The organism is Caloranaerobacter ferrireducens (assembly GCF_001730685.1).
In the GTDB taxonomy this organism is placed as follows: Bacteria; Bacillota; Clostridia; order Tissierellales; family Thermohalobacteraceae; genus Caloranaerobacter; species Caloranaerobacter ferrireducens.
The window spans coordinates 14,331-34,157 of record NZ_MDJR01000005.1 but is presented as its reverse complement, the minus strand read 5'-3'; the positions used below and the strand labels follow the sequence as shown (position 1 = coordinate 34,157).

26 protein-coding genes are annotated in these 19,827 nt (G+C 29.1%); 2 read left to right on the top strand and 24 right to left on the bottom strand.

Annotated features, from left to right (window positions below; translation table 11 throughout):
* The gene (locus BFN48_RS08405) at positions 1-735 is read left to right on the top strand and encodes a hypothetical protein (protein ID WP_069650459.1); all 735 of its coding nucleotides are present in this window, start codon (positions 1-3) and stop codon (positions 733-735) included.
* A 10-nt stretch (positions 736-745) separates the two neighbouring features.
* Here BFN48_RS08405 and BFN48_RS08400 read toward each other — a convergent pair whose 3' ends face one another.
* From BFN48_RS08400 to BFN48_RS08365, 8 genes are all read right to left on the bottom strand, one after another.
* Entirely contained in the window at positions 746-1,579 is an 834-nt protein-coding gene (locus tag BFN48_RS08400) for a PSP1 domain-containing protein (protein WP_069650458.1), read from the bottom strand.
* Between the two features lie 5 nt (positions 1,580-1,584).
* Complete coding sequence (holB, locus tag BFN48_RS08395; RefSeq protein ID WP_069650457.1) at positions 1,585-2,568, bottom strand: DNA polymerase III subunit delta'; 984 nt, start codon at positions 2,566-2,568, stop codon at positions 1,585-1,587.
* Positions 2,569-2,678: 110 nt separating this feature from the next.
* Positions 2,679-3,128: a YaaR family protein gene (locus BFN48_RS08390; RefSeq protein ID WP_069650456.1), complete on the bottom strand. Its 450-nt coding sequence runs from the start codon at positions 3,126-3,128 to the stop codon at positions 2,679-2,681.
* Positions 3,129-3,139: 11 nt separating this feature from the next.
* The gene (locus tag BFN48_RS08385) at positions 3,140-3,469 is read right to left on the bottom strand and encodes a cyclic-di-AMP receptor (protein WP_069650455.1); all 330 of its coding nucleotides are present in this window, start codon (positions 3,467-3,469) and stop codon (positions 3,140-3,142) included.
* Positions 3,466-4,110 carry a dTMP kinase gene (gene tmk, locus BFN48_RS08380; RefSeq protein ID WP_069650454.1) on the bottom strand — a complete coding sequence of 215 codons (645 nt, stop codon included), beginning with the start codon at positions 4,108-4,110 and terminating at the stop codon, positions 3,466-3,468. The genes BFN48_RS08385 and tmk overlap by 4 nt, the downstream gene beginning before the upstream one ends.
* Positions 4,111-4,122: 12 nt before the next feature.
* Complete coding sequence (locus tag BFN48_RS08375; protein WP_069650453.1) at positions 4,123-5,541, bottom strand: aminotransferase class I/II-fold pyridoxal phosphate-dependent enzyme; 1,419 nt, start codon at positions 5,539-5,541, stop codon at positions 4,123-4,125.
* Positions 5,542-5,741: 200 nt separating this feature from the next.
* Entirely contained in the window at positions 5,742-5,927 is a 186-nt protein-coding gene (locus BFN48_RS08370) for a sigma factor G inhibitor Gin (protein WP_069650452.1), read from the bottom strand.
* A 408-nt stretch (positions 5,928-6,335) separates the two neighbouring features.
* Positions 6,336-6,584, bottom strand: a complete 249-nt coding sequence (locus BFN48_RS08365) for a helix-turn-helix domain-containing protein (RefSeq protein ID WP_069650588.1) — start codon at positions 6,582-6,584, stop codon at positions 6,336-6,338.
* 112 nt (positions 6,585-6,696) lie between these two features.
* Between BFN48_RS08365 and BFN48_RS08360 the strand changes: the two genes are divergently transcribed.
* Complete coding sequence (locus tag BFN48_RS08360) at positions 6,697-7,446, top strand: diguanylate cyclase (RefSeq protein ID WP_069650451.1); 750 nt, start codon at positions 6,697-6,699, stop codon at positions 7,444-7,446.
* 5 nt (positions 7,447-7,451) lie between these two features.
* Here the strand turns inward: BFN48_RS08360 and BFN48_RS08355 are convergent, their stop codons facing one another.
* The 16 genes from BFN48_RS08355 to dnaX form a co-directional block, all read right to left on the bottom strand.
* A complete protein-coding gene (locus BFN48_RS08355) occupies positions 7,452-7,955 on the bottom strand; it encodes a hypothetical protein (protein WP_069650450.1) in 504 nt (167 codons plus the stop codon).
* A gap of 27 nt (positions 7,956-7,982) precedes the next feature.
* A complete protein-coding gene (locus BFN48_RS08350; RefSeq protein WP_069650449.1) occupies positions 7,983-9,137 on the bottom strand; it encodes an NAD(P)-dependent malic enzyme in 1,155 nt (384 codons plus the stop codon).
* Positions 9,138-9,150: 13 nt separating this feature from the next.
* Positions 9,151-9,699 carry a Fe-S-containing hydro-lyase gene (locus tag BFN48_RS08345; RefSeq protein WP_069650448.1) on the bottom strand — a complete coding sequence of 183 codons (549 nt, stop codon included), beginning with the start codon at positions 9,697-9,699 and terminating at the stop codon, positions 9,151-9,153.
* A 66-nt stretch (positions 9,700-9,765) separates the two neighbouring features.
* Positions 9,766-10,608: a fumarate hydratase gene (locus BFN48_RS08340; protein ID WP_069650447.1), complete on the bottom strand. Its 843-nt coding sequence runs from the start codon at positions 10,606-10,608 to the stop codon at positions 9,766-9,768.
* A gap of 104 nt (positions 10,609-10,712) precedes the next feature.
* Positions 10,713-10,904 carry a hypothetical protein gene (locus tag BFN48_RS08335; RefSeq protein ID WP_069650446.1) on the bottom strand — a complete coding sequence of 64 codons (192 nt, stop codon included), beginning with the start codon at positions 10,902-10,904 and terminating at the stop codon, positions 10,713-10,715.
* Between the two features lie 171 nt (positions 10,905-11,075).
* A complete protein-coding gene (locus tag BFN48_RS08330; protein WP_069650445.1) occupies positions 11,076-11,672 on the bottom strand; it encodes a 50S ribosomal protein L25 in 597 nt (198 codons plus the stop codon).
* Between the two features lie 450 nt (positions 11,673-12,122).
* Positions 12,123-12,743, bottom strand: a complete 621-nt coding sequence (locus tag BFN48_RS08325) for a 50S ribosomal protein L25 (protein ID WP_069650444.1) — start codon at positions 12,741-12,743, stop codon at positions 12,123-12,125.
* 126 nt (positions 12,744-12,869) lie between these two features.
* Positions 12,870-13,802, bottom strand: coding sequence for a thiamine pyrophosphate-dependent enzyme (locus BFN48_RS08320; protein WP_069650443.1), 933 nt, complete (start codon positions 13,800-13,802; stop codon positions 12,870-12,872).
* Between the two features lie 12 nt (positions 13,803-13,814).
* The gene (gene porA / locus BFN48_RS08315; RefSeq protein WP_069650442.1) at positions 13,815-14,999 is read right to left on the bottom strand and encodes a pyruvate synthase subunit PorA; all 1,185 of its coding nucleotides are present in this window, start codon (positions 14,997-14,999) and stop codon (positions 13,815-13,817) included.
* An 18-nt stretch (positions 15,000-15,017) separates the two neighbouring features.
* Positions 15,018-15,323, bottom strand: coding sequence for a 4Fe-4S binding protein (locus BFN48_RS08310; RefSeq protein ID WP_069650441.1), 306 nt, complete (start codon positions 15,321-15,323; stop codon positions 15,018-15,020).
* Positions 15,313-15,900 (bottom strand): 2-oxoacid:acceptor oxidoreductase family protein, encoded by a 588-nt coding sequence (locus BFN48_RS08305; RefSeq protein WP_069650440.1) that lies wholly within the window; start codon positions 15,898-15,900, stop codon positions 15,313-15,315. The genes BFN48_RS08310 and BFN48_RS08305 overlap by 11 nt, the downstream gene beginning before the upstream one ends.
* Before the next feature lie 550 nt (positions 15,901-16,450).
* Positions 16,451-16,723 carry a pro-sigmaK processing inhibitor BofA family protein gene (locus BFN48_RS08300; protein WP_069650439.1) on the bottom strand — a complete coding sequence of 91 codons (273 nt, stop codon included), beginning with the start codon at positions 16,721-16,723 and terminating at the stop codon, positions 16,451-16,453.
* A 69-nt stretch (positions 16,724-16,792) separates the two neighbouring features.
* Entirely contained in the window at positions 16,793-17,077 is a 285-nt protein-coding gene (locus tag BFN48_RS08295) for a YaaL family protein (protein ID WP_242863246.1), read from the bottom strand.
* 64 nt (positions 17,078-17,141) lie between these two features.
* The gene (gene recR, locus BFN48_RS08290; protein WP_069650438.1) at positions 17,142-17,741 is read right to left on the bottom strand and encodes a recombination mediator RecR; all 600 of its coding nucleotides are present in this window, start codon (positions 17,739-17,741) and stop codon (positions 17,142-17,144) included.
* Between the two features lie 13 nt (positions 17,742-17,754).
* Positions 17,755-18,084 (bottom strand): YbaB/EbfC family nucleoid-associated protein, encoded by a 330-nt coding sequence (locus tag BFN48_RS08285; protein WP_069650437.1) that lies wholly within the window; start codon positions 18,082-18,084, stop codon positions 17,755-17,757.
* A gap of 40 nt (positions 18,085-18,124) precedes the next feature.
* Positions 18,125-19,807 (bottom strand): DNA polymerase III subunit gamma/tau, encoded by a 1,683-nt coding sequence (dnaX, locus tag BFN48_RS08280; RefSeq protein ID WP_242863245.1) that lies wholly within the window; start codon positions 19,805-19,807, stop codon positions 18,125-18,127.
* Positions 19,808-19,827 lie beyond the last annotated feature (20 nt).

Sequence of the window (19,827 nt, the reverse complement as noted above, 5' to 3'; positions counted from 1 at the left end):
ATGAAAATTAAATCTTATTCACTTGGTTTAATAATTTTTATTATATTATTTGGTGGTATTTTAACAACATCATATTTAAACTTATGGCAAACCGAATCTACTAAAATACCTGCAAAGTTTAAAGAAGGTGAATTTAAAGGCCAATATAATCCAGCAGATATAAGAGGTTCTTATACTTTTAAAGATATTAGTACTTTATTTGAAATTCCCATTGATAAACTACAGTTTGCTTTTCATCTTAAAAATATAGATGATATTTCTTCTTTTAAAAGTAAAGATTTGGAAAATATTTTTAGTAATCAATTAGATGAGAATATAGAAATAGGTAATGATTCTGTAAAACTATTTGTAGCTTTATACAAAGGATTGCCTTATAAGCCGGAAGAAAATACTTATTTACCTAAAAATGCAGTTGATCTATTGAAATCTTTAGGTACTCTTAATGAAAAAGAATTAAGTTATATTGAAAGTCATAAAGTCGATATTACTTTTCCAGTTGAAACACAAAATAAAGTAAGTGAAGATAGTAATGAAAATGAATACATTATAAAAGGTAAAACTACTTTTAAAGAACTATTAGATTGGGGATTAGATAAAGAAACTATTGAAGGTATAATAAAAAGTAAAATCCCTAACACAAATATTACAATAAGAGACTTTTGTAATAATGAAAGTATTGAATTTTCCGAAATAAAAGAACTTTTACAGGTAGAATTAGATAAGTTAAAAAAATAAGGAGGTCATTTTAGACCTCTTTATCTTCTTCATCTTCATTTACAACCTCAATTTCATCAACTAAAAATGAAAATATTTCTTCTGTATCTCCTTGCTTAACTTTAACCTTTACTGACTCTAGTAATGTATTAGTCTCTATAACTATACCGTTCCCCTTTGGAGTAACAACCAAAGCTCCAATTTGAGGCAGTTTTTCTAATGATTTTTCATAAGTCTCGTGTTCATATTTTAAACAACACATAAGTCTACCGCAAATTCCTGAAATCTTAGTTGGATTTAATGATAAATTCTGTTCTTTTGCCATTTTTATAGAAACAGGTTCAAACTCACCTAAAAAGCTAGCACAACACATAGCCCTTCCACAAGGACCAAGACCTCCCATCATTTTAGCTTCATCTCTTACACCAATTTGCCTTAACTCGATTCTAGTTCTAAACACTGAAGCCAAATCTCTTACAAGTTCTCTAAAATCGACTCTACCATCAGCTGTAAAATAGAATATAACCTTATTGTTGTCAAATGTATATTCAACGTCTATTAATTTCATTTCTAAACCATGTTCTTCTATTTTCTTTAAGCATATATCAAAAGCAATATTTTCTTTCTCTTTATTTTCATAATGTTTTTCTATGTCTTCTTCAGTTGCTATTCTTATTACAGGCTTTAAAGGTGAAATTATTTCTTCTTCACTCACTTCTTTTGGTCCTACTACAACCTGCCCAAACTCTACACCTCTAACTGTTTCAACAATTACATAATCATTTTTCTTAATTTCTAATCCAACTGGGTCAAAATAATATATCTTACCAGCCTTTTTAAATCTGACTCCTACTACAGTAACCATAAAAATTATACCTCCTGCTGTACTTTTAGAAGCATAACTTCAATAGCCAGCTGAAAATTAACATTAGAAGTTATATCTTCTTTAGTTTTTTCAATATTTTCTATTATATCACTTACTTTTTCGATTGATAAGGTATTACTATGCTTATATATAAGCTCTATTTTATCTTTGTTCATTATGAATCTAGTATCTCCTGTTACTTTAATAATCATAATATCTCTAAACCAAATTGTTAATAAATCCAATATATCTTCTATATTTTCCTTGTTCTCAATAAAAATTTGACTTAAACTAAATATTCTAAATTTGTCTGAGTAAATAATATCATCTATAGCAAAAATAATATCGTCCCTTAATTTTCTAAATTCTTCAGATTGTATTAATTTAACAGCCTTTCCTACTATTCCATTTGAAAATGAAGCTATAAAACTTGCTTCTTCTCTAGAACAACCGTACTTATCCACCAACAGCCTTTCAATTTTTTCGTTCTCAACATATGAAAATTTTATCCCTTGACATCTGGAAACTATAGTAGGTAAAAGACTTCCACTATTATCAGTTATAAGTATAATAACTGCATATTCAGGTGGCTCTTCTAAAGTCTTAAGAAAACTATTTTGTGCCTCCCCAGTCATTTTATATGCATTTTCTATAATATATACTCTTCTTATACCTTCATAAGGTAACATTCTAATAGAATGAAGTAACCTTTCTATTTGTTCTCTTTTTATAGAATTTCCTTCAGGATTTATTATATCAAAATCTGGATGATTCCCTGAATCAAATTTAAGACATGAAGGACATTTATTGCATGGCTCTATGCCTTTTTTCTCACATAATAAAGTTTTAGCAAAAATCATTGCAAGCTTTTTTTTCCCCATAGATTTAGGTCCTTCAAAAAGGTAGCCATGAGCTATACTATCATTTCTAATAGCATTTTGAAGCTTTAAAATGTTTTGTTCATGACCGATTATATCATTAAAATCCATACTTTATCCTCCAACTAATTATCGTCATTAGTCATTCGCCATTCGCTGTTCGCTAAACTTTAAAAGCAAAAACTAATAGCATCAATTTTCCATAAAACTTTTAACATTGTTTACAAATAAATATCCAATATAAGTCCTCTAATATCATCAAGTCTTTTTAGTATATTTAAATTGTTTTTTTCCTTTTTCAATACATCTTCTGTTAACTTTTCAAGTTCTTTGTCTACTTTCTTTATTATAGCATAAATCCTATGCCTTCCTCTTCTATCAAGAAAACCATTTTTACTAAATTTAACCATAGATTCTAAAGCTTCTTTCATAAATTGTGAAACTAATTTTTTATAAGCTATCAGCTCGCCTATATCTATCTTTTTAGATAATTTCTCTGCCTGCTTGTCTATCTGCTTTAAAAGCAAATCTAATCTTTCTCTTTTATTTAGCCCCTCCATCATCCTTAGAGATTGGCTAAATTTTATTTTATTAACATCAGTTTTATTGTTAACTTCATTAATTTTGTTAAACGTTTTGCTGTTTTTACTGGATATATCACTTATTTTCATAAATAATCCTCCTATACCTTTTCAAAACAGTCTACATCAACTACAAATATTGTTGCACCGCCCACTTGAACCTCAACAGGATATGGTACGTAAACTCCTGGAGACAGAGTTGTAAGTGAAGGAGATGTTGTAACTTGCTTCCTTGACTGACAAAGCTCCTCTATGATTTTAATAACTTCATCAACCTTTTCTTTTTCAACTCCTATCAACAATGTAGTATTACCAGATTTTAAAAAGCCACCCGTAGATGCTAGTTTAGTAACACCATAGTTATTTTTCATAAGAACATCTATTAAATTAGGAGCATCTTCATCCTGAACTATTGCTATAATAAGTTTCATTTTAGCACCTCCTTTTCATTTAATTCTAACAATCTATCGATTACACTTTTTACCTGTTTAAATGTGTTTTCAATATCATAAGCTGCATTAATTACTTCTATACGATACGAATACATTTCTTTGATTTTCATATATCCTTCATATACTTTTCTATGAAATTCTATTTTTTCCTTATCAAGTCTATCTTTTGTAGTTCTATTACCTATTCTCTTTAAAGCAGTATCTATATCTATATCAAAAAATAAAGTAACATCAGGCTTAAGTCCTTCTGTTGCAAAATCATTTATTTCTTTAATTTTTTTAATCCCTAATCCTCTAGCAAAACCTTGATACACCAAACTAGAATCTACAAATCTATCACATATAACTATTTTCCCCTCTTTTAAAGCTGGTAGAATAGTTTCATATACATGTTGTGCTCTAGATGCCGCATATAGTAAAGCTTCTGTATATGGTGACATATCTGTATTAGATGTATCTAAAATAATATTTCTTATATCCTCACTAATTCTGGTCCCTCCAGGCTCCCTAGTTACTACTACATTGTAACCTTTATCTTTTAAATATTCCTCTAGTAGCCTTATTTGTGTACTCTTACCTGACCCATCTGGACCTTCTACTGTAATAAATATTCCCTTCATTTATACCATCCTTTACTTTATAATCTTAATTTCATTCATGTTTCTTCCAAGACCTAATATAGGTATTTTTATCTTCTTTAAATAATTAATATATTTCACTATCTCATCTGTAATTTCTTCTCCCGGACATAATATCGGTATCCCTGGTGGATAAGGTATAATAAAGTTAGCTGATATCTTATCAATACTTTTAGTGATTTCAACATACTCTACTTCATTATAAAAAGCATCATAAATAGAAATTTTCGTCTTTGGTTTAATATACTTAAAGTCTAATTTGTCCACTTTATCTATTCTATAAACTTCTTTTCTTGCTATATCCTCAATTGCTAATGCTAATTTTTCTAAATCTTCATATTCATCAAAAACTGTAGTCAATGCTAATACATAATAAATATCTGACATCTCTACCTGTATATCATAATCTCTGCTTAGAATTCTCTCTAAAGTGCTTCCATTTATATTTATACCCGTAAGGTTAATCAATATTTTAGTTATATCAAAATCAAAACATACTTTTTTATCTCTACCGTTAAAAATTTTAACTCCCTCAATGTTATTCATAAATAATGTAACTTTCTCTATATTTTCTATTAAAGTATTCAGTTTTTGCTTACCTTTTTGCTCCATATAAGCTCTAGCAAAATCAAGTGAAGACATCAAAATATAAGAAGGGCTTGTAGTCATATGAATTGTGAGCATTGTTTCCAATCTTTCTAAATCAACTCTACTGCTGCATACATGAATCATAGATGATTGTGTAAATGCAGGCAGAGTCTTATGTGTACTCTGCAAAACTATATCTGCACCAGATTCAATTGCAGATTTGGGAAGTTTATCGCTAAATATAAGATGACTGCCATGTGCTTCATCTACTATCAAAATCTTATTATATTTATGTACTATTTTAGCTATGCTCTCTACGTCACTACATACACCATAATATGAAGGATTTGTTATAACAATAGCTTTAATATCACTATGTTCTAAAAGTGCTTTTTCTATATCATCAGGGTTTATATCAGTAACTATATTGTACTCATTATTATAGTTAGGATATATATATATCGGATTTAATTTTCCTAATATTATAGCATTATATACAGATTTGTGACAGTTCCTCTGAATTAAAATTTTATCGCCTGGCTTGGTAGATGACATTATTGCTGCATAAATACCTCCAGTAGTACCATTAACTGAATAATAAGTTCTTTTTGTCTTAAATGTTTTAGAAGCTAACTTAAGGCTCTCTAGTATTATTGAACTAGGAGAGTGTAAATTATCTGTTCCTTCAATCTCAGTAACGTCTATTTGAGGAATTAAATTTGTCCAATCTATCAAAGCTTCTTTACCTTTATGCCCTGGCATATGAAATCTCGTTTTATTTTTATTAATGTAATGATCTAATCCTTCTATAATAGGCACTCTCATAAAGTTCCTCCTAAAAAAATCGTCATTAGTCACTCGCCATTTGCTATTCGTTAAATTAGAAGGCTAAAAACAGAAATCTTAAATTCCTATAAACCTTTTAACATTATCCTTAATCTTGCTAAATGTATTTTTCTTTTATAAATATTATAATCTAACATATACAAAACAAAAAGACATGGAATAAAACCATGTCAATAAAGCTAACTTACACCTGCTAAATATTCTATCCAAATATGTTTAATCATCGTTTTGTAATATTCATATTTTATATCTTTAACATCTATGTTAATAATATCATCTTCACATTCCTTACATATATGTACTCCTAATAAATCTATCCCATTATAATCTAGCTTATTACACATTTTACATATTTTTAGGTCCATTTTACCATCCCCTTAAATAATTATTAACTAGATTTTTTCCCTTTTTTAATATTTTATTCGTAAAGCATGCCCAAAGTTCGCTATTACCTTGTATTATTTTGTTTGCAATTTTTTTAACAAAATATATATTCAAAAAATTGTAATAAATGTTATAATAACATTGAAACAAAATCTTCGATTTAAACAAATCAAGGAAGATGGGGATGTTAATAAAAAATTTTGATTTAATATCTTTAGCTTTTTACATGATAGTAGCGTTTTAAAATTTACAATGTTTTATGATTAAACTACCTTAATTTCAAAAACTTGACAACTTTCTATTAAATAATTATAGTATTATTTAGGTGGTTCTACCCTAGAGGGGTTTATGTAAGACATTTTATAAATGCCTCTAGGAATAGGTAAATTTTATTCTTTTTCAATACCTAATAGCCAGTTTACACTAACACCTAAAAGTTTAGAAAAAGCTACTAATTCGTAATCAGTAACTATTCTTTTACATTGCTCTATTTTTGATATACTAGCTCTATCGATATAAACGTCCATAGTTTGCAATTTTATAGAAACCTGTTGTTGAGTTAAATTATTTTTTAAACGCGCTATTTTTAATCTTTTACCAATTAAATTTTTTTCTTGCTTATTATTTATTAGCTTCATATACAATATTCACCACCTTTGCATTATTTACTTTAAGAATATTTTATTTTTTTAAAAAAGTTGTTCTAATAAAGAACAAGGGGTAAAAATAGGTCTATTGGGGGATACAAAAATGAAAGAAGAAATTATTTTACTATTATGTGAAAATGGGGAAATATTATTCTGTAGTTCAGAAAAGTCGGAATTCTATAAATCTTTGGTAAAAAAATCCGATATTTTGACTTTAAATAAAAATAAAGACTCAAATGAAATGAAGTATAAAGAATATATAATAACAAGTAAAAAAATTTTACATAAGAGCAATGTATTTTATTTGATTTCAATAACTACAGACTTATTTAATTTAAATTATTATAAAGAACTTGCATATATAGATTCTTTTACTAATTTACATAATAGAAATTTCTGGGAACATTTTAAGGAAGGTGTTTTAAAATTCCCTGTATACGAAACATATGGGGTTATAATAATAGATATGGATAACCTAAAAAGTATAAATGATAATTGGGGACACAGTTCAGGAGATAAAGCTATAAAAATAGTTTCGCAATCCATTAAAGAATCCATAAGAAAAAAAGATATACCAATAAGATATGGTGGGGACGAATTTATAATTATAGTGCCTAATGTAGGAAATGATATAATTAAAAAAATAATAAATAGAATTAAACATAATATCTCATTAAAAAGCAAAAAAGTACCTTTTCCTATCAGTGTAACCTTTGGATTTGCTAATACAAATAATATCAATAATCTGCAGCTAGCTTTTGAAAAAGCAGATTATTTTATGTATAAAAGAAAAAACACAAAATTTAAATTTAATAAAAGAAAAAATATTATACAAAAAGCTGAGGAATTTTAATAGCCTCAGCTTTCTACATTGCTAAAAACTTTGTTGCCTAAAGCCTTTAATAACCTTTCGCCTGGTTTAAAGATAAATCTATATCTTTTACCTTCCTTTTCAAATTCTCCAAAATAAAATTTATCATATTCCTTATCACAGATAAATTTATAAGTATAAGCAATATTTTCATCATTTTTTAATTCTTTATAAGGTTTTATAATTTCTATATCGTCTATAGGAATCTTTAGGATTAAACTGTTTTTCTTACCAACACTTCTTTCAAACAAAAGCTCATCATCTACTAAAATATAAGTGTAGCATTCTAATAATCTTTTTATTATAAATATACAAACGCCTATAGAAAGTATTAATATGATAATACTGGCAATACCAGCATATTTTTCACCTAATTTATTACATAATGTTATGAGAAAATTCACACCTATTACTGAAATTAATATCATTAAAACAACTTCCCAAAAAGGCTTCGGTTTTTTTGTTATCACCTCTTTTATGACATTTCTCATAATTATCTTCCTTTCATATCAAACTTTCTAATTATTTATTATTTTCTTTACAGCTTCTGATACTTTTTTTACAACTCTCTTATCGAATGGATTAGGTATTATATAATCGCTCTTTAATTCATCATCTTCTATAATAGATGCAATTGCATGAGCTGCTGCTATTTTCATATCATCATTTATAGATTTTGCTTTAGCATCTAAAGCACCTCTAAAAATACCAGGAAAAGCTAATACATTATTTATCTGATTGCTAAAATCAGATCTACCTGTAGCAACTATTTTTGCCCCATGTTCTTTCGCAATATCAGGCATAATTTCTGGTATAGGATTTGAAAGAGCAAAAATAATTGGATCTTCATTCATATTTTGAATCATATCTCCTGTTAAAACTCCTGGTGCTGACACTCCTATAAATACATCTTTTCCTTTAATCACATCTTTAAGTTGTCCTTTTTCTACTCTTGGATTTGTAATATGTGAAATTTCCTCTTTAACCCAATTTAAGCCATCTCTGCCCTTATAAATAGCTCCTTTACTATCACATACAATTATGTCTTTTATTCCTACTTTTAAAAGTAATTTACAAATTGCTATTCCCGCAGCTCCTGCCCCATTAATAACTATTTTGAAACTTTTTAGTTCCCTTTTTAGAAGCCTTGCACTATTTAAAAGGCCTGCCAATACTACAACAGCAGTACCATGCTGATCATCATGAAATACAGGAATATCTAATTCGTTTTTTAACCTTTCCTCTATCTCAAAACATCTTGGAGCTGAAATATCCTCAAGATTTATACCTCCAAAAGATGAACTTATAAGCTTTACAGTATTAACTATTGTATCTACATCCTTAGAATTAATACAAATTGGAAAGCTATCTATATCTGCAAATTCTTTAAAAAGTATTGCTTTTCCTTCCATAACAGGTAATGCAGCATCTGCCCCTATATCTCCTAAACCTAGAACTGCACTACCATCTGTTACAACAGCAACCATATTACCTTTAGATGTATATTTATATATATTATTTTTATCTTCTTTTATACGTTTACAAGGTTCTGCGACTCCAGGTGTATATGCTAGTGATAAACTCTCCTTGTCAACAACATCAACTTTTGATTTGATAGAAATTTTACCTTTAGTTTTTTCATGTAATTTAAGAGATTTTTCACCTATATTCATAACTTTTCTCCTTCTATTCTTGATTTTTTAAGCTTACATCATACAAGTTATTTCCTTTACTATCTATAGCAACTATAACTGGCAAATCCTCAACATAAAGTTTTCTTATAGCTTCCGCCCCTAAATCTTCATAAGCTATAATTTCTGAGGATTTAATACAACTTGAAATCAAAGCTCCTGCTCCTCCTATCGCAACAAAATACACGCAATTATTTTCTACTATTGAATTAATAACTTTTTTACTCCTATTCCCTTTTCCTATCATTCCTTTTAATCCGACTTTTAATAATATAGGAGTATAATCATCCATTCTATAACTTGTAGTAGGTCCTGCTGAACCTATCACCTGCCCTGGTTTTGGTGGACATGGTCCAACATAATAAATTATAGAATTATTTATATCAAAAGGTAATCCTTCGCCATTTTTTAAACTGTCTACCATCCTTTTATGTGCTGCATCTCTAGCAGTATAAATAGTACCTGTGATATATACTCTATCTCCAGCATTTAATTTTTTTATAATATTATCATTTAATGGAGTAGTTATTTTTATTTCTTTCAATTAAATTCACCTTCTTCGCTTCATAACCTTATCCTATTCTCTGTTTTCTGTACCCTAATTTGTATTTCATAGCTCTATTTCTATATGTCTTGCTGCATGACAGTTTATATTAACTGCAACAGGCAGACCAGCAATATGAGTAGGAAAAACTTCTATATTTACAGATAAAGCTGTAACATCTCCTCCTAAACCCTGAGGTCCTATTCCAGTTTTATTAATCTCATCTAATAGTTCTTTTTCTAGCTTTTTTATATGCTTTATAGAACTATATTCTCCTATTTTTCTAAATAAAGCTTTCTTAGCTAATATACATGCTTTTTCCATAGTTCCTCCAATACCTACCCCAACAACAATAGGAGGACAAGGATTAGCACCTGCATTTTTTACTACATCTAAAACAAATTTCTTAATGCCTTCAATTCCGTCTGATGGCTTTAACATTTTTAAGCCAGACATGTTTTCGCTTCCAAACCCCTTTGGTGTAAAACTTATTTTTAATCTGTCTCCATCGACTAAATCATAATGTATTATTGCAGGTGTATTGTCCATAGTATTTTTTCTTATTATTGGGTCATTAACTACTGATTTTCTTAAAAAACCCTCTTTATAGCCTTGTCTAACTCCCTCATTTATTGCTTCTGTTAAATTTCCACCTTCTATATATATATCCTGCCCTACTTCAACAAAAAAAACAGCCATTCCAGTATCTTGACACATCGGCATTTGCTTTTCTTTTGATATGTTTGCATTTAAAATTAACTTATCCAAAATATCTTTTCCAATATGTGATTGTTCTTTATCTTTAGCATCTTGTAACTTTTTCAATACATCTTCTCCTAATTCATAATTAGCCTTTATACACATTTCTTTAACTTTATCTATTATCTCACTTACATTTATCTTTCTCATTTTGAGTCATCTCCAAAAATATTCTTATATCTATTTTAATTAAAAAATAATCTAATTTCAAATTTTACTTCAAAGAAAAAATCGCCATCTAAAGATGACGATTTTTATTTAACAGCTCTAATATTATTTTTATTAAATCTAGAATGTCTGTAATAATTATATGTACTCATGCTATTATTTCTACTATAAGAACTATGCTTTATACCTCTTCTAGCTACTTCTGAAACATCTTTTATTATATATGTTTGTAACATTACAAAAGGAATTAGTAGAAGAATTAATAAAATCACTTTCATTGTTTTTCACCACACTTTGGCATTTATTTACCAATTTCTTCACACTTATTATTTTTTTTACATTATATCATTATTTTCTACTTTTTTCTATAGTAACTTTGAACTATGATTTTACATAAAAAACCTGTATCTAAACCATATAGCTTAGATACAGGTTTTGTTCTTGTTAATTTATATTAAATCTACTTCATCTTCATTTTCCACTTCTTCACCATCTTCATTCTTCATAGATGCAAGTGATACTATTACTTCATTTTTATCATTTAAAACACTTATTTCTTCTCCAAATTCTACATCGGATACTCTTAATGAACGACCAGTCAAAAGATTAGATATATCAACTGTAATATTCTTTGGTACTTGTGTAGGCAGACACTCTATTTCTATATTTTTTAATTGCTGCTGTATAACTCCTATATTTTTTACATATTCTTTACCCTTTAACACAATAGGTACTGTAACATGAATTTTTTCGGTTTCATAAATCTTTTGCAAATCAATATGAATTATATTGCCTTTAATTGGATCTCTTTGTATTTCTTTTATCATTACTGGAAAAGTATTTCCTTCTACTTCAACATTAATTAATGCATTTTCTCCATATTCCTTGATTACTTTGTTAAGCTCTAGAGCGTCAAATTGGACACTATAGCCTGAAAAATGATGTCCATATATAACACCTGGTACTTGACCTCTACTTCTAATTCTATGACACGCTTTACTGCCTATTTCATTTCTTAGATTACAGTTTATATGTACATTAGCCATAATTTCCCCTCCTTCACTTTTCTCTCTACTCATTATTTCCAATACTATATTTTTTAAACATAAATAAAACGACTTCGTCGCCTTTCGTTTTTCGATTTTCGTTATTCGCTATTCGCATCAAATAATAATTCTATCTATCAAAAAAGAAAAAAGCGGATAAAAACCGCTTCAGACTGTTAACAAACTTATCTATTTAAATATTTTATGAAAATGAAAGCGAATGTTTGAAAGAATTTAGTTAAAAAACTAGGTGAAAATTTTTGAGAAAATCCGTAGGTTTGACAGGATGTCAAACCAGCATCCTACAAGACAGGATGTCTTGATTAGGTGCGTTAAGATTTTCTAAAAATTTGAGCCTTTAGTTTTTTCTAAATTCGTCCGCATGAGCGTTATTTTCATAAATAATCTAATTTGTGAAAAAAACTAAAGCGGCCAAAGGCCGCTTTAAGTTTATCTATCTAATATACTTTTATCACTTTCATAAATAGGCACATCTTTATCATCTTCAAGCTCTTCATACTTGCTGTTTGCAGTCAATGATGCTATAACTTCATTTTCATCATGTAATATTTCTATATTTTCTCCTAAATTCAAGTCTCCTACTGTAATAGAATCACCAAATTTTAAATTTGATACATCAACTTCTACAGAATTTGGTATATATTTTGGTAAACATCTGATTTCTAATTCCATTATCTGTTGCTGAATAATTGTTGTAGAACTTTCTACTTTTCCTTTACCTAATAAAACTATAGGAACAAAAACTTTAATTTCTTCATCTTCAGAAAGCTGTTGAAAATCTATATGTAATAAATTATCTTTAATAATATCTTTTTGTATCTCTTTAATTATAGCTGGAATTACTTCTCCATTTAAATTTAAGTTCACTGTAGAACCTGAACCAAATCTTTTTAAAACTTTTAATGTTTCAATTTCATTTAGTTTAATGCTTCTGGTTTCTTTATTGTGACCATAAATTACTCCCGGTATAAAACCATCCTTTCTCAATTTAATAGAATACCTCCTGCCACCTCCATTCCTCAATTCTACATTCAATTTTGGTGCAGCCATAGTATATCCCCCTTTTATATTATTTCTTTAATAATATTAAATCAAAAAATTCAGAATAATTCAAATATTTCAAAGAGTTTTTTGCAGATAGAAAAACCCTAACCTTAAAATAGGTTAGGGCTTTTTTTATTCTCCACATTTTTCAAGAAGCATTTCCCATCTTCTGTCAACTTCTTTTTGAAGTTCTTCAATTAAATGTTGATTTTCTGGTTTAAATAAGTGTTTAAATCTTCCTTGTGGTCTTAAGAAGTCTTCTATTGGAAGTTTCTTCTTAGGCTTGTATGTTAATCTCCACTTGCCGTTTTCAACTTCATATAATGGCCAGTAACAAGTATCTATAGCTAACTTAACTATTTCCATTAATTTTGGAGTATCATATCTCCATCCACGAGGACATGGAGTAAATACATTTAAGAAAGCTGGTCCTTCAGTATATATAGCTTTTTCAGCCTTTTGATGTATATCGCTGAAATTACCAAATGGTGCAGTTTGCGCAACATATGGTATATGATGTGCTGCCATAACTTCAGTTAAATCTTTTCTAAATTGTTGCTTACCTGGAACAACTTTTCCTGCTGGAGAAGTTGTTGTATTTGCATATTTTGGAGTAGCTGATGATCTTTGGATACCTGTGTTCATATAAGCACCATTGTCATAGCAAACATATACCATATCATGTCCTCTTTCCATTGCACCTGACAATGATTGAAGACCTATATCGTAAGTACCACCGTCTCCACCAAAAGCTATAAACTTATAAGTATCATCAATTTTTCCTTTTTTCTTTAAAACTCTGTAAGCAGCTTCAACACCACTTATAGTAGCTCCTGCATTTTCGAATGCATTGTGGATAAATGAATCTTTCCAAGCTGTATATGGATATAAGAAACTTGAAACCTCTAAACAACCAGTAGCAGCACCTATAACTGCCTTATCTTCTGGTTTTAATGCTCTTAAAACAGCACGAACAGTTACAGAAGCACCACATCCGGCACATAATCTATGTCCACCTGTAAATCTTTCAGGTCTTTTTACAGCTTCTCTTAAATTTAAAGCCATTCGGTACACCTCCTATTCTCTTACACCTAAGTAGTTGTAAACTGACTTAACTTCTCCTGTTTCAACTATTTCAAGTAAGTCATTGTATACCTTCATAATATCGTTAGTTCTTACGTCTCTACCACCTAAACCATAAATATAGCTTATTACAACTGGCTTAGTTTCTGCATCGTATAAAGCTGCTCTAGTTTCAACAAATACTGGACCACCAGCAGCTGAGAAACTATCTGCTTTATCCATTACAGCTACAGCTTTAACATGCTTTAATGCATCTCTTAATTCTTCAACAGGGAATGGTCTAAATACTCTTATCTTAATTAATCCAGCTTTTACTCCTTTTTCTCTTAACTCATCTACTACTTCTTTAGCTGTTCCAGCAGTTGAGTTAAGTACAACAATAGCAACTTCTGCATCTTCCATTTTATATTCTTCAAATAAACCGTATTTTCTTCCTGTTAAAGCTTCAAATTCTTTAGCTATTTCTAAAATAACTTTCTTAGCATTTTTCATAGCTTCAGCTTGTTGACGTTTATGTTCAAAATAGTGTGGTGGTAAATCCAATGGTCCCATAGCAACTGGCTGCTCTGGATTTAATAATGTATCTAAACCTGGATCATATTCACCAACAAACTCTTTAACCTTTTCAGTCTCTAATAATTCTATATTTTCAACTGAGTGGCTCACTATAAAACCATCCATACATACCATTACAGGCAGTCTAACATCTTTATGCTCTGCTATTCTAATAGCTTGAATTATGTTATCATACGCTTCTTGATTATCTTCTGAATATAATTGTATCCAACCTGAATCTCTAGCTCCCATAGAATCACTATGGTCATTGTGGATATTGATTGGACCTGATAATGCTCTGTTTATAACAGGCATAACTATTGGTAATCTTGATGAAGCAGCTATATATAATATCTCCCACATTAAAGCAAGACCGTTAGCTGATGTAGCAGTCATAACCCTTGCACCTGCTGCTGATGCACCAACACAAGCACTCATAGCACTGTGCTCACTTTCAACAGCAACGAACTCTGTATCAACTGAACCATTAGCAACAAATTGTGAGAAGTATTGTGGTACTTCAGTTGATGGAGTAATAGGGAAAGCTGCAACAACATCAGGATTTATTTGTTTCATAGCAGTTGCAACTGCTTCGTTACCACTTAATCTTTCTCTTATAGCCATTTGTTTCCCTCCTTACAACTAATCTTCTTTAACAAAATCGAATACTTTAAATGGACATACCTCTACACATACCCCACAGCCTTTACAATGGTCATAGTCGATTCCTACTATTTTTCCGTCTTCAACTAATATTGATGAGTCAGGGCATACAGGGAAGCATAATAAACACTGCTTACATTTCTCACTATTCCAGATAGGTTTCATTGATCTCCACTCGCCAGTTTTATAATTATGTGCATTACCAGCTTCGTAGATAATTCCACCTGGAGTTATTTCTTTCCAAGTCGTCTCAGTAGTTATTGTAACTTTTTTATTATCTTTCATCGCCCTTAACCTCCTTCAAGGCTCTCTTAATAGCTTCCATATTTCCTTCGATAACCTCTGGCTTTGTAGCAAACTTATGAGCAAAAGACTCTTCCATAGCTTTTAAGAAATCTTCTTCTTCCATTATGTTAGCAACTTTAACTATAGCTCCTAACATTGGAGTGTTTGGGAAATATTTTCCTAATGTTTCAATTGAAATTTTTCTTGCATCAATAGTGTAAACTCTTCCTTCATATCCTTTTAATAATGGTCTCAACTGTTCAGGGCTCTTTTCTGAGTTAATTACAATAGCACCCTCTTTTTTCAATCCAGCTGTTACATCTACGTCTTTTAGTAAAGTCTCATCAACAACTACTACATAGTCTGGTTCATAAATATTGCTATGTATTCTTATTTTGCTATCACTAATTCTGTTATAAGCTGTAATTGGTGCCCCCATTCTTTCTGGACCATACTCAGGGAATCCTTGAATAAATTTACCTGTAGCAAATGCAGCTTCAGCTAACAATAATGAAGCAGTTTTCGCACCTTGACCACCACGGCCATGCCAACGAATTTCAATCATTTTGTTTGCCATCAATTTTCCTCCTTTCATATTAACCATTAAAATTATTTTGTGTCCTCATAAATACACAGAATATTTCTATATATTAGCTTTAATTCCTTCAATAAATATAAAGGAATTATTAACTTATGGAAATAAAATCAATTGTTATAGAACAGTAATTTTTTATTCTATCTGTTGTAGTACAATATCGTATTCCTCATATAACAGGCCATTAAAAATACTGGAAATCTTAGTTTTAAATATATAACAGTTTGCATTTTTTAGTATAACAGATAAATATAAATTGTTCAATAGATACGATATGATATAAAATAAATTTGTCGAATTTTTATTTTTTTCTAAAAGAAGTCAATAGTTTTTAGTGGATAGTTATTAGTCAGTATCACCTTATATTTTTTAGTTAAAGAAAAAAGAGGGAAAACATTCCCTCATTTATTTTAACCATTTTTGCTTATAACAAAACCTTTAATTTAAATGAATTAAGGTTTGTTTTGTTGAAATTCATGTGCGAAAATTATATGCTAAATTATTCATAATTTAGAATATAATTTTCTATGGATTATAAAATATAATTTATTATTATTAACAAAATCACTCCTGGTATCCCTAAAAATCCTGCAACAATTATCGTTATAATATTAATCCCTATCTTTATTCCAATAAACTTACCAATAAAATTTACTGCCAAAAGTAATACTAACCCTATTATTCCATTAATTATCAATTTTAAAATTAGCTTTAACGGTTTTAAGAGAAGCATTACAATAATCAATATTACAACTAATGCTAGTACATATGATAAAGCTACCCCCACCTCTAAACCCAAGCCCATTTATTCCACACTCCTAAAATATTTTCTTATTTAAGTATATAAGTAAAAATAAAATAATATTACAAGCCTTTATACGGATGCTTTTATTCCTTTTTTTCTAGCTTCCTTTAAAAGGTAGATATATTTTGTTTTTGCAGCCTCCATATTATAAATAGCAAAATCTATTAAATCAGGATCTGTTACATTCTGAAAATAATTTTCTGCTTCTTTCCATTCAAAATGTGCCATTTTTAAAGCTTTAAAAAATTCCTCTTCATTATTTTTATGATGAATCAACTTGTCCTTCATATTAATTAATAGATTATTTACATTTAAAAGTGTTTTCACTTTATTTTGCGAAAACATATTTGACATATTAATAACCCCCCAAAATATTTTTATCTTAATTATTTACATTTTTTTGGAGGGTTATACATAATTATATTTCTCTTCTTCCTTCTAAAGCTTTAGATAGTGTAACTTCATCCGCATATTCTAAATCTCCTCCCACTGGTATTCCGTGGGCTATTCGAGTAGTTTTTATCCCCATTGGTTTTATAAGCTTTGATATATACATTGCCGTAGCTTCACCTTCAATGGTAGGATTTGTAGCTAAAATCACTTCTTTCACTGGACTATTTTTTATTCTAACAAGTAATTCTCTAATTCTAATATCCTCTGGCCCAATACCTTCCATAGGTGAAATACTACCATGAAGCACATGATAAAGTCCTTTAAATTCTTTAGTTCTCTCCATTGCAACTATATCTTTAGGATCTTCAACTACACATATTAAGGTTTCATCTCTTCTTTTATTACTGCAAATTAGACAAGGATCTCTATCTGTTAAATTTCCACATATACTACAATATTTAATATCTCTTTTTGCATTAACTATTGCATTTGCAAGATTCATAGCTTCTTCTTTTTTCATATTAAGTACATAAAATGCTAATCGTTGAGCTGTCTTTTTACCTACACCAGGTAGTTTCGAAAATTCTTCTATCAGTTTTGCAATCGGTTTAGGAAAATATTCCATCTACATCACCTTCTTAGAATAAACCTGGCATTCCTCCAGTAATTTTTTGCATCTCACCAGTTACCATATCATCTGCCTTTCTTAAAGCCTCATTTACTGCAGCTAAAATTAAATCCTGTAACATTTCTATATCATCAGGATCTACTACATCTTTATCTATAATTATATCTAGTATTTCTTTCTTACCATTTGCTTTAACTGTAACAGCTCCACCACCTGAACTAGCTTCTACTTCTCTTTCTTCTAGCTCTTTTTGTAACTTTGCTATTTCTTTTTGCATTTTTTGTACTTGCTTCATCATGTTATTGAAATTTCCCATACCTGGGAATCTTCCTTTTGCCATTATATCATCCTCCTTAATTTATTTTGTCAGCCTAATTATATCAAACAATTTCAACTAAATCTTCACCAAAAATATTTTTAATTTTTTCAATTATATCTTTTTTTTTATCTTCTTGTTCATCCTCTATTTTTTTTATTTCATTCACCATAATAAATTTTATCTTTATATCACAATTGAAGTATTTACTTATTGATTTTTCTACAAACTCTTTATTATCTTTCTTTTCTATAGCATCCTTATGAAAAGCAAAACCATCTTGAAAAGCTACTGTTAATATATTATTCTCAAAGCTAATTGGTTTGCCTTCCATCAACAAAGCATGTATACTAATTTTTTCTTTTTTTAAGTTCTTTAGAAAATTTGACCAATCTGAATTTATTTTATCAAAACTTATATTCTCATTATCAAAATTTTCTTCTTGCTTTAATATCTCGTCTTTTGTTTGTACTTTTTGCTCTAAAATATCTTTTTTAATATCTTCTGATATTGAAGTTTTAATTTCAGTATTATATGAAGAATGTGATTTGCTTATATTGAATTTGCCTTCTTCTATAATCTTTTCAAGTTTTTTAACCTTTTCTAATAAATTATCTATATCAACATCAGATGGTGATTTAATAAATTTTATTAAACCTACCTCTAAAATTATTCTAGGTTGAGATGACCATTTTGCTTTAACTTCTACATCAGATAATATTTTGATAGCTCTCATTATATCATTTAACTCAATGCTTTTTGCCTGCTTGCTTAGCTTATCTATAATTTCATCAGAAGCATCTATAATATCCTCAATATTGTTAGAAGTTTTTGCTATCATTAAATTTCTAAAGTGCAAAATCAAATCTTTAATAAACTGATTGATATCTTTTCCAGCTCTAACTATATTCTCAATTAACTCTAAAGTCTTATCCAAATTACCATTAATAATAGCATCAGTTAGTTCAAAGATAATATCTAAATTTACTGTACCTAATATAGATAAAATATATTCATATGTTATTTTTCCATCTGAAAAAGATACACATTGGTCTAATATGCTAAGTGCATCTCTCATTGCACCATCAGAATTTCTAGCTATAAGTCTAAGACCTCTATCTTCTACATCTATATTTAGTTCATCACATATAGACCTCATATTTTTAACAATATCATCTACACTTATCCTCTTAAAATCAAATCTTTGACATCTTGATAATATTGTAGCTGGTAGTTTTTGAGGTTCTGTGGTAGCTAAAATAAATAACAGATGTTTTGGTGGCTCTTCTAGTGTTTTTAAAAGCGCATTAAAAGCTCCCTTTGACAGCATATGAACCTCATCTATTATATAAACCTTATATTTTCCTTTTGAAGGAGGATATTTAACTTTTTCTCTTAATTCTCTTATATCATCTACACTATTGTTCGAAGCTGCATCCATCTCTACAACATCCATAATAGTGTCATTTAATATTCCTTTACATACTTCACATTCATTGCATGGATTTCCATCTTTATTATTTAAGCAATTAACAGCCCTTGCAAATATTTTAGCAGTAGATGTTTTACCTGTTCCTCTTGTTCCTGAAAACAGATATGCATGAGCAATATTATTATTTATTATTTGATTTTTCAATATTGTAGTAACATGCTCTTGACCTAAGACACCATCAAAATCCTTAGGTCTATATTTTCTATATAAAGCTTGATATGCCATTTCATCACCTTCAAATAAATGTTTTTCCATAATTAATTATATCAGATACT

Coding starts and splice junctions, on each gene's coding strand:
- BFN48_RS08405 (WP_069650459.1), top strand. CDS start 1: ATGAAAATTAAATCTTATTCACTTGGTTTAATAATTTTTATTATATTA.
- BFN48_RS08400 (WP_069650458.1), bottom strand. CDS start 1,579: ATGGTTACTGTAGTAGGAGTCAGATTTAAAAAGGCTGGTAAGATATAT.
- holB (WP_069650457.1), bottom strand. CDS start 2,568: ATGGATTTTAATGATATAATCGGTCATGAACAAAACATTTTAAAGCTT.
- BFN48_RS08390 (WP_069650456.1), bottom strand. CDS start 3,128: ATGAAAATAAGTGATATATCCAGTAAAAACAGCAAAACGTTTAACAAA.
- BFN48_RS08385 (WP_069650455.1), bottom strand. CDS start 3,469: ATGAAACTTATTATAGCAATAGTTCAGGATGAAGATGCTCCTAATTTA.
- tmk (WP_069650454.1), bottom strand. CDS start 4,110: ATGAAGGGAATATTTATTACAGTAGAAGGTCCAGATGGGTCAGGTAAG.
- BFN48_RS08375 (WP_069650453.1), bottom strand. CDS start 5,541: ATGAGAGTGCCTATTATAGAAGGATTAGATCATTACATTAATAAAAAT.
- BFN48_RS08370 (WP_069650452.1), bottom strand. CDS start 5,927: ATGGACCTAAAAATATGTAAAATGTGTAATAAGCTAGATTATAATGGG.
- BFN48_RS08365 (WP_069650588.1), bottom strand. CDS start 6,584: ATGAAGCTAATAAATAATAAGCAAGAAAAAAATTTAATTGGTAAAAGA.
- BFN48_RS08360 (WP_069650451.1), top strand. CDS start 6,697: ATGAAAGAAGAAATTATTTTACTATTATGTGAAAATGGGGAAATATTA.
- BFN48_RS08355 (WP_069650450.1), bottom strand. CDS start 7,955: ATGAGAAATGTCATAAAAGAGGTGATAACAAAAAAACCGAAGCCTTTT.
- BFN48_RS08350 (WP_069650449.1), bottom strand. CDS start 9,137: ATGAATATAGGTGAAAAATCTCTTAAATTACATGAAAAAACTAAAGGT.
- BFN48_RS08340 (WP_069650447.1), bottom strand. CDS start 10,608: ATGAGAAAGATAAATGTAAGTGAGATAATAGATAAAGTTAAAGAAATG.
- BFN48_RS08335 (WP_069650446.1), bottom strand. CDS start 10,904: ATGAAAGTGATTTTATTAATTCTTCTACTAATTCCTTTTGTAATGTTA.
- BFN48_RS08330 (WP_069650445.1), bottom strand. CDS start 11,672: ATGGCTAATGTACATATAAACTGTAATCTAAGAAATGAAATAGGCAGT.
- BFN48_RS08325 (WP_069650444.1), bottom strand. CDS start 12,743: ATGGCTGCACCAAAATTGAATGTAGAATTGAGGAATGGAGGTGGCAGG.
- BFN48_RS08320 (WP_069650443.1), bottom strand. CDS start 13,802: ATGGCTTTAAATTTAAGAGAAGCTGTAAAAAGACCTGAAAGATTTACA.
- porA (WP_069650442.1), bottom strand. CDS start 14,999: ATGGCTATAAGAGAAAGATTAAGTGGTAACGAAGCAGTTGCAACTGCT.
- BFN48_RS08310 (WP_069650441.1), bottom strand. CDS start 15,323: ATGAAAGATAATAAAAAAGTTACAATAACTACTGAGACGACTTGGAAA.
- BFN48_RS08305 (WP_069650440.1), bottom strand. CDS start 15,900: ATGGCAAACAAAATGATTGAAATTCGTTGGCATGGCCGTGGTGGTCAA.
- BFN48_RS08300 (WP_069650439.1), bottom strand. CDS start 16,723: ATGGGCTTGGGTTTAGAGGTGGGGGTAGCTTTATCATATGTACTAGCA.
- BFN48_RS08295 (WP_242863246.1), bottom strand. CDS start 17,077: ATGTCAAATATGTTTTCGCAAAATAAAGTGAAAACACTTTTAAATGTA.
- recR (WP_069650438.1), bottom strand. CDS start 17,741: ATGGAATATTTTCCTAAACCGATTGCAAAACTGATAGAAGAATTTTCG.
- BFN48_RS08285 (WP_069650437.1), bottom strand. CDS start 18,084: ATGGCAAAAGGAAGATTCCCAGGTATGGGAAATTTCAATAACATGATG.
- dnaX (WP_242863245.1), bottom strand. CDS start 19,807: ATGGAAAAACATTTATTTGAAGGTGATGAAATGGCATATCAAGCTTTA.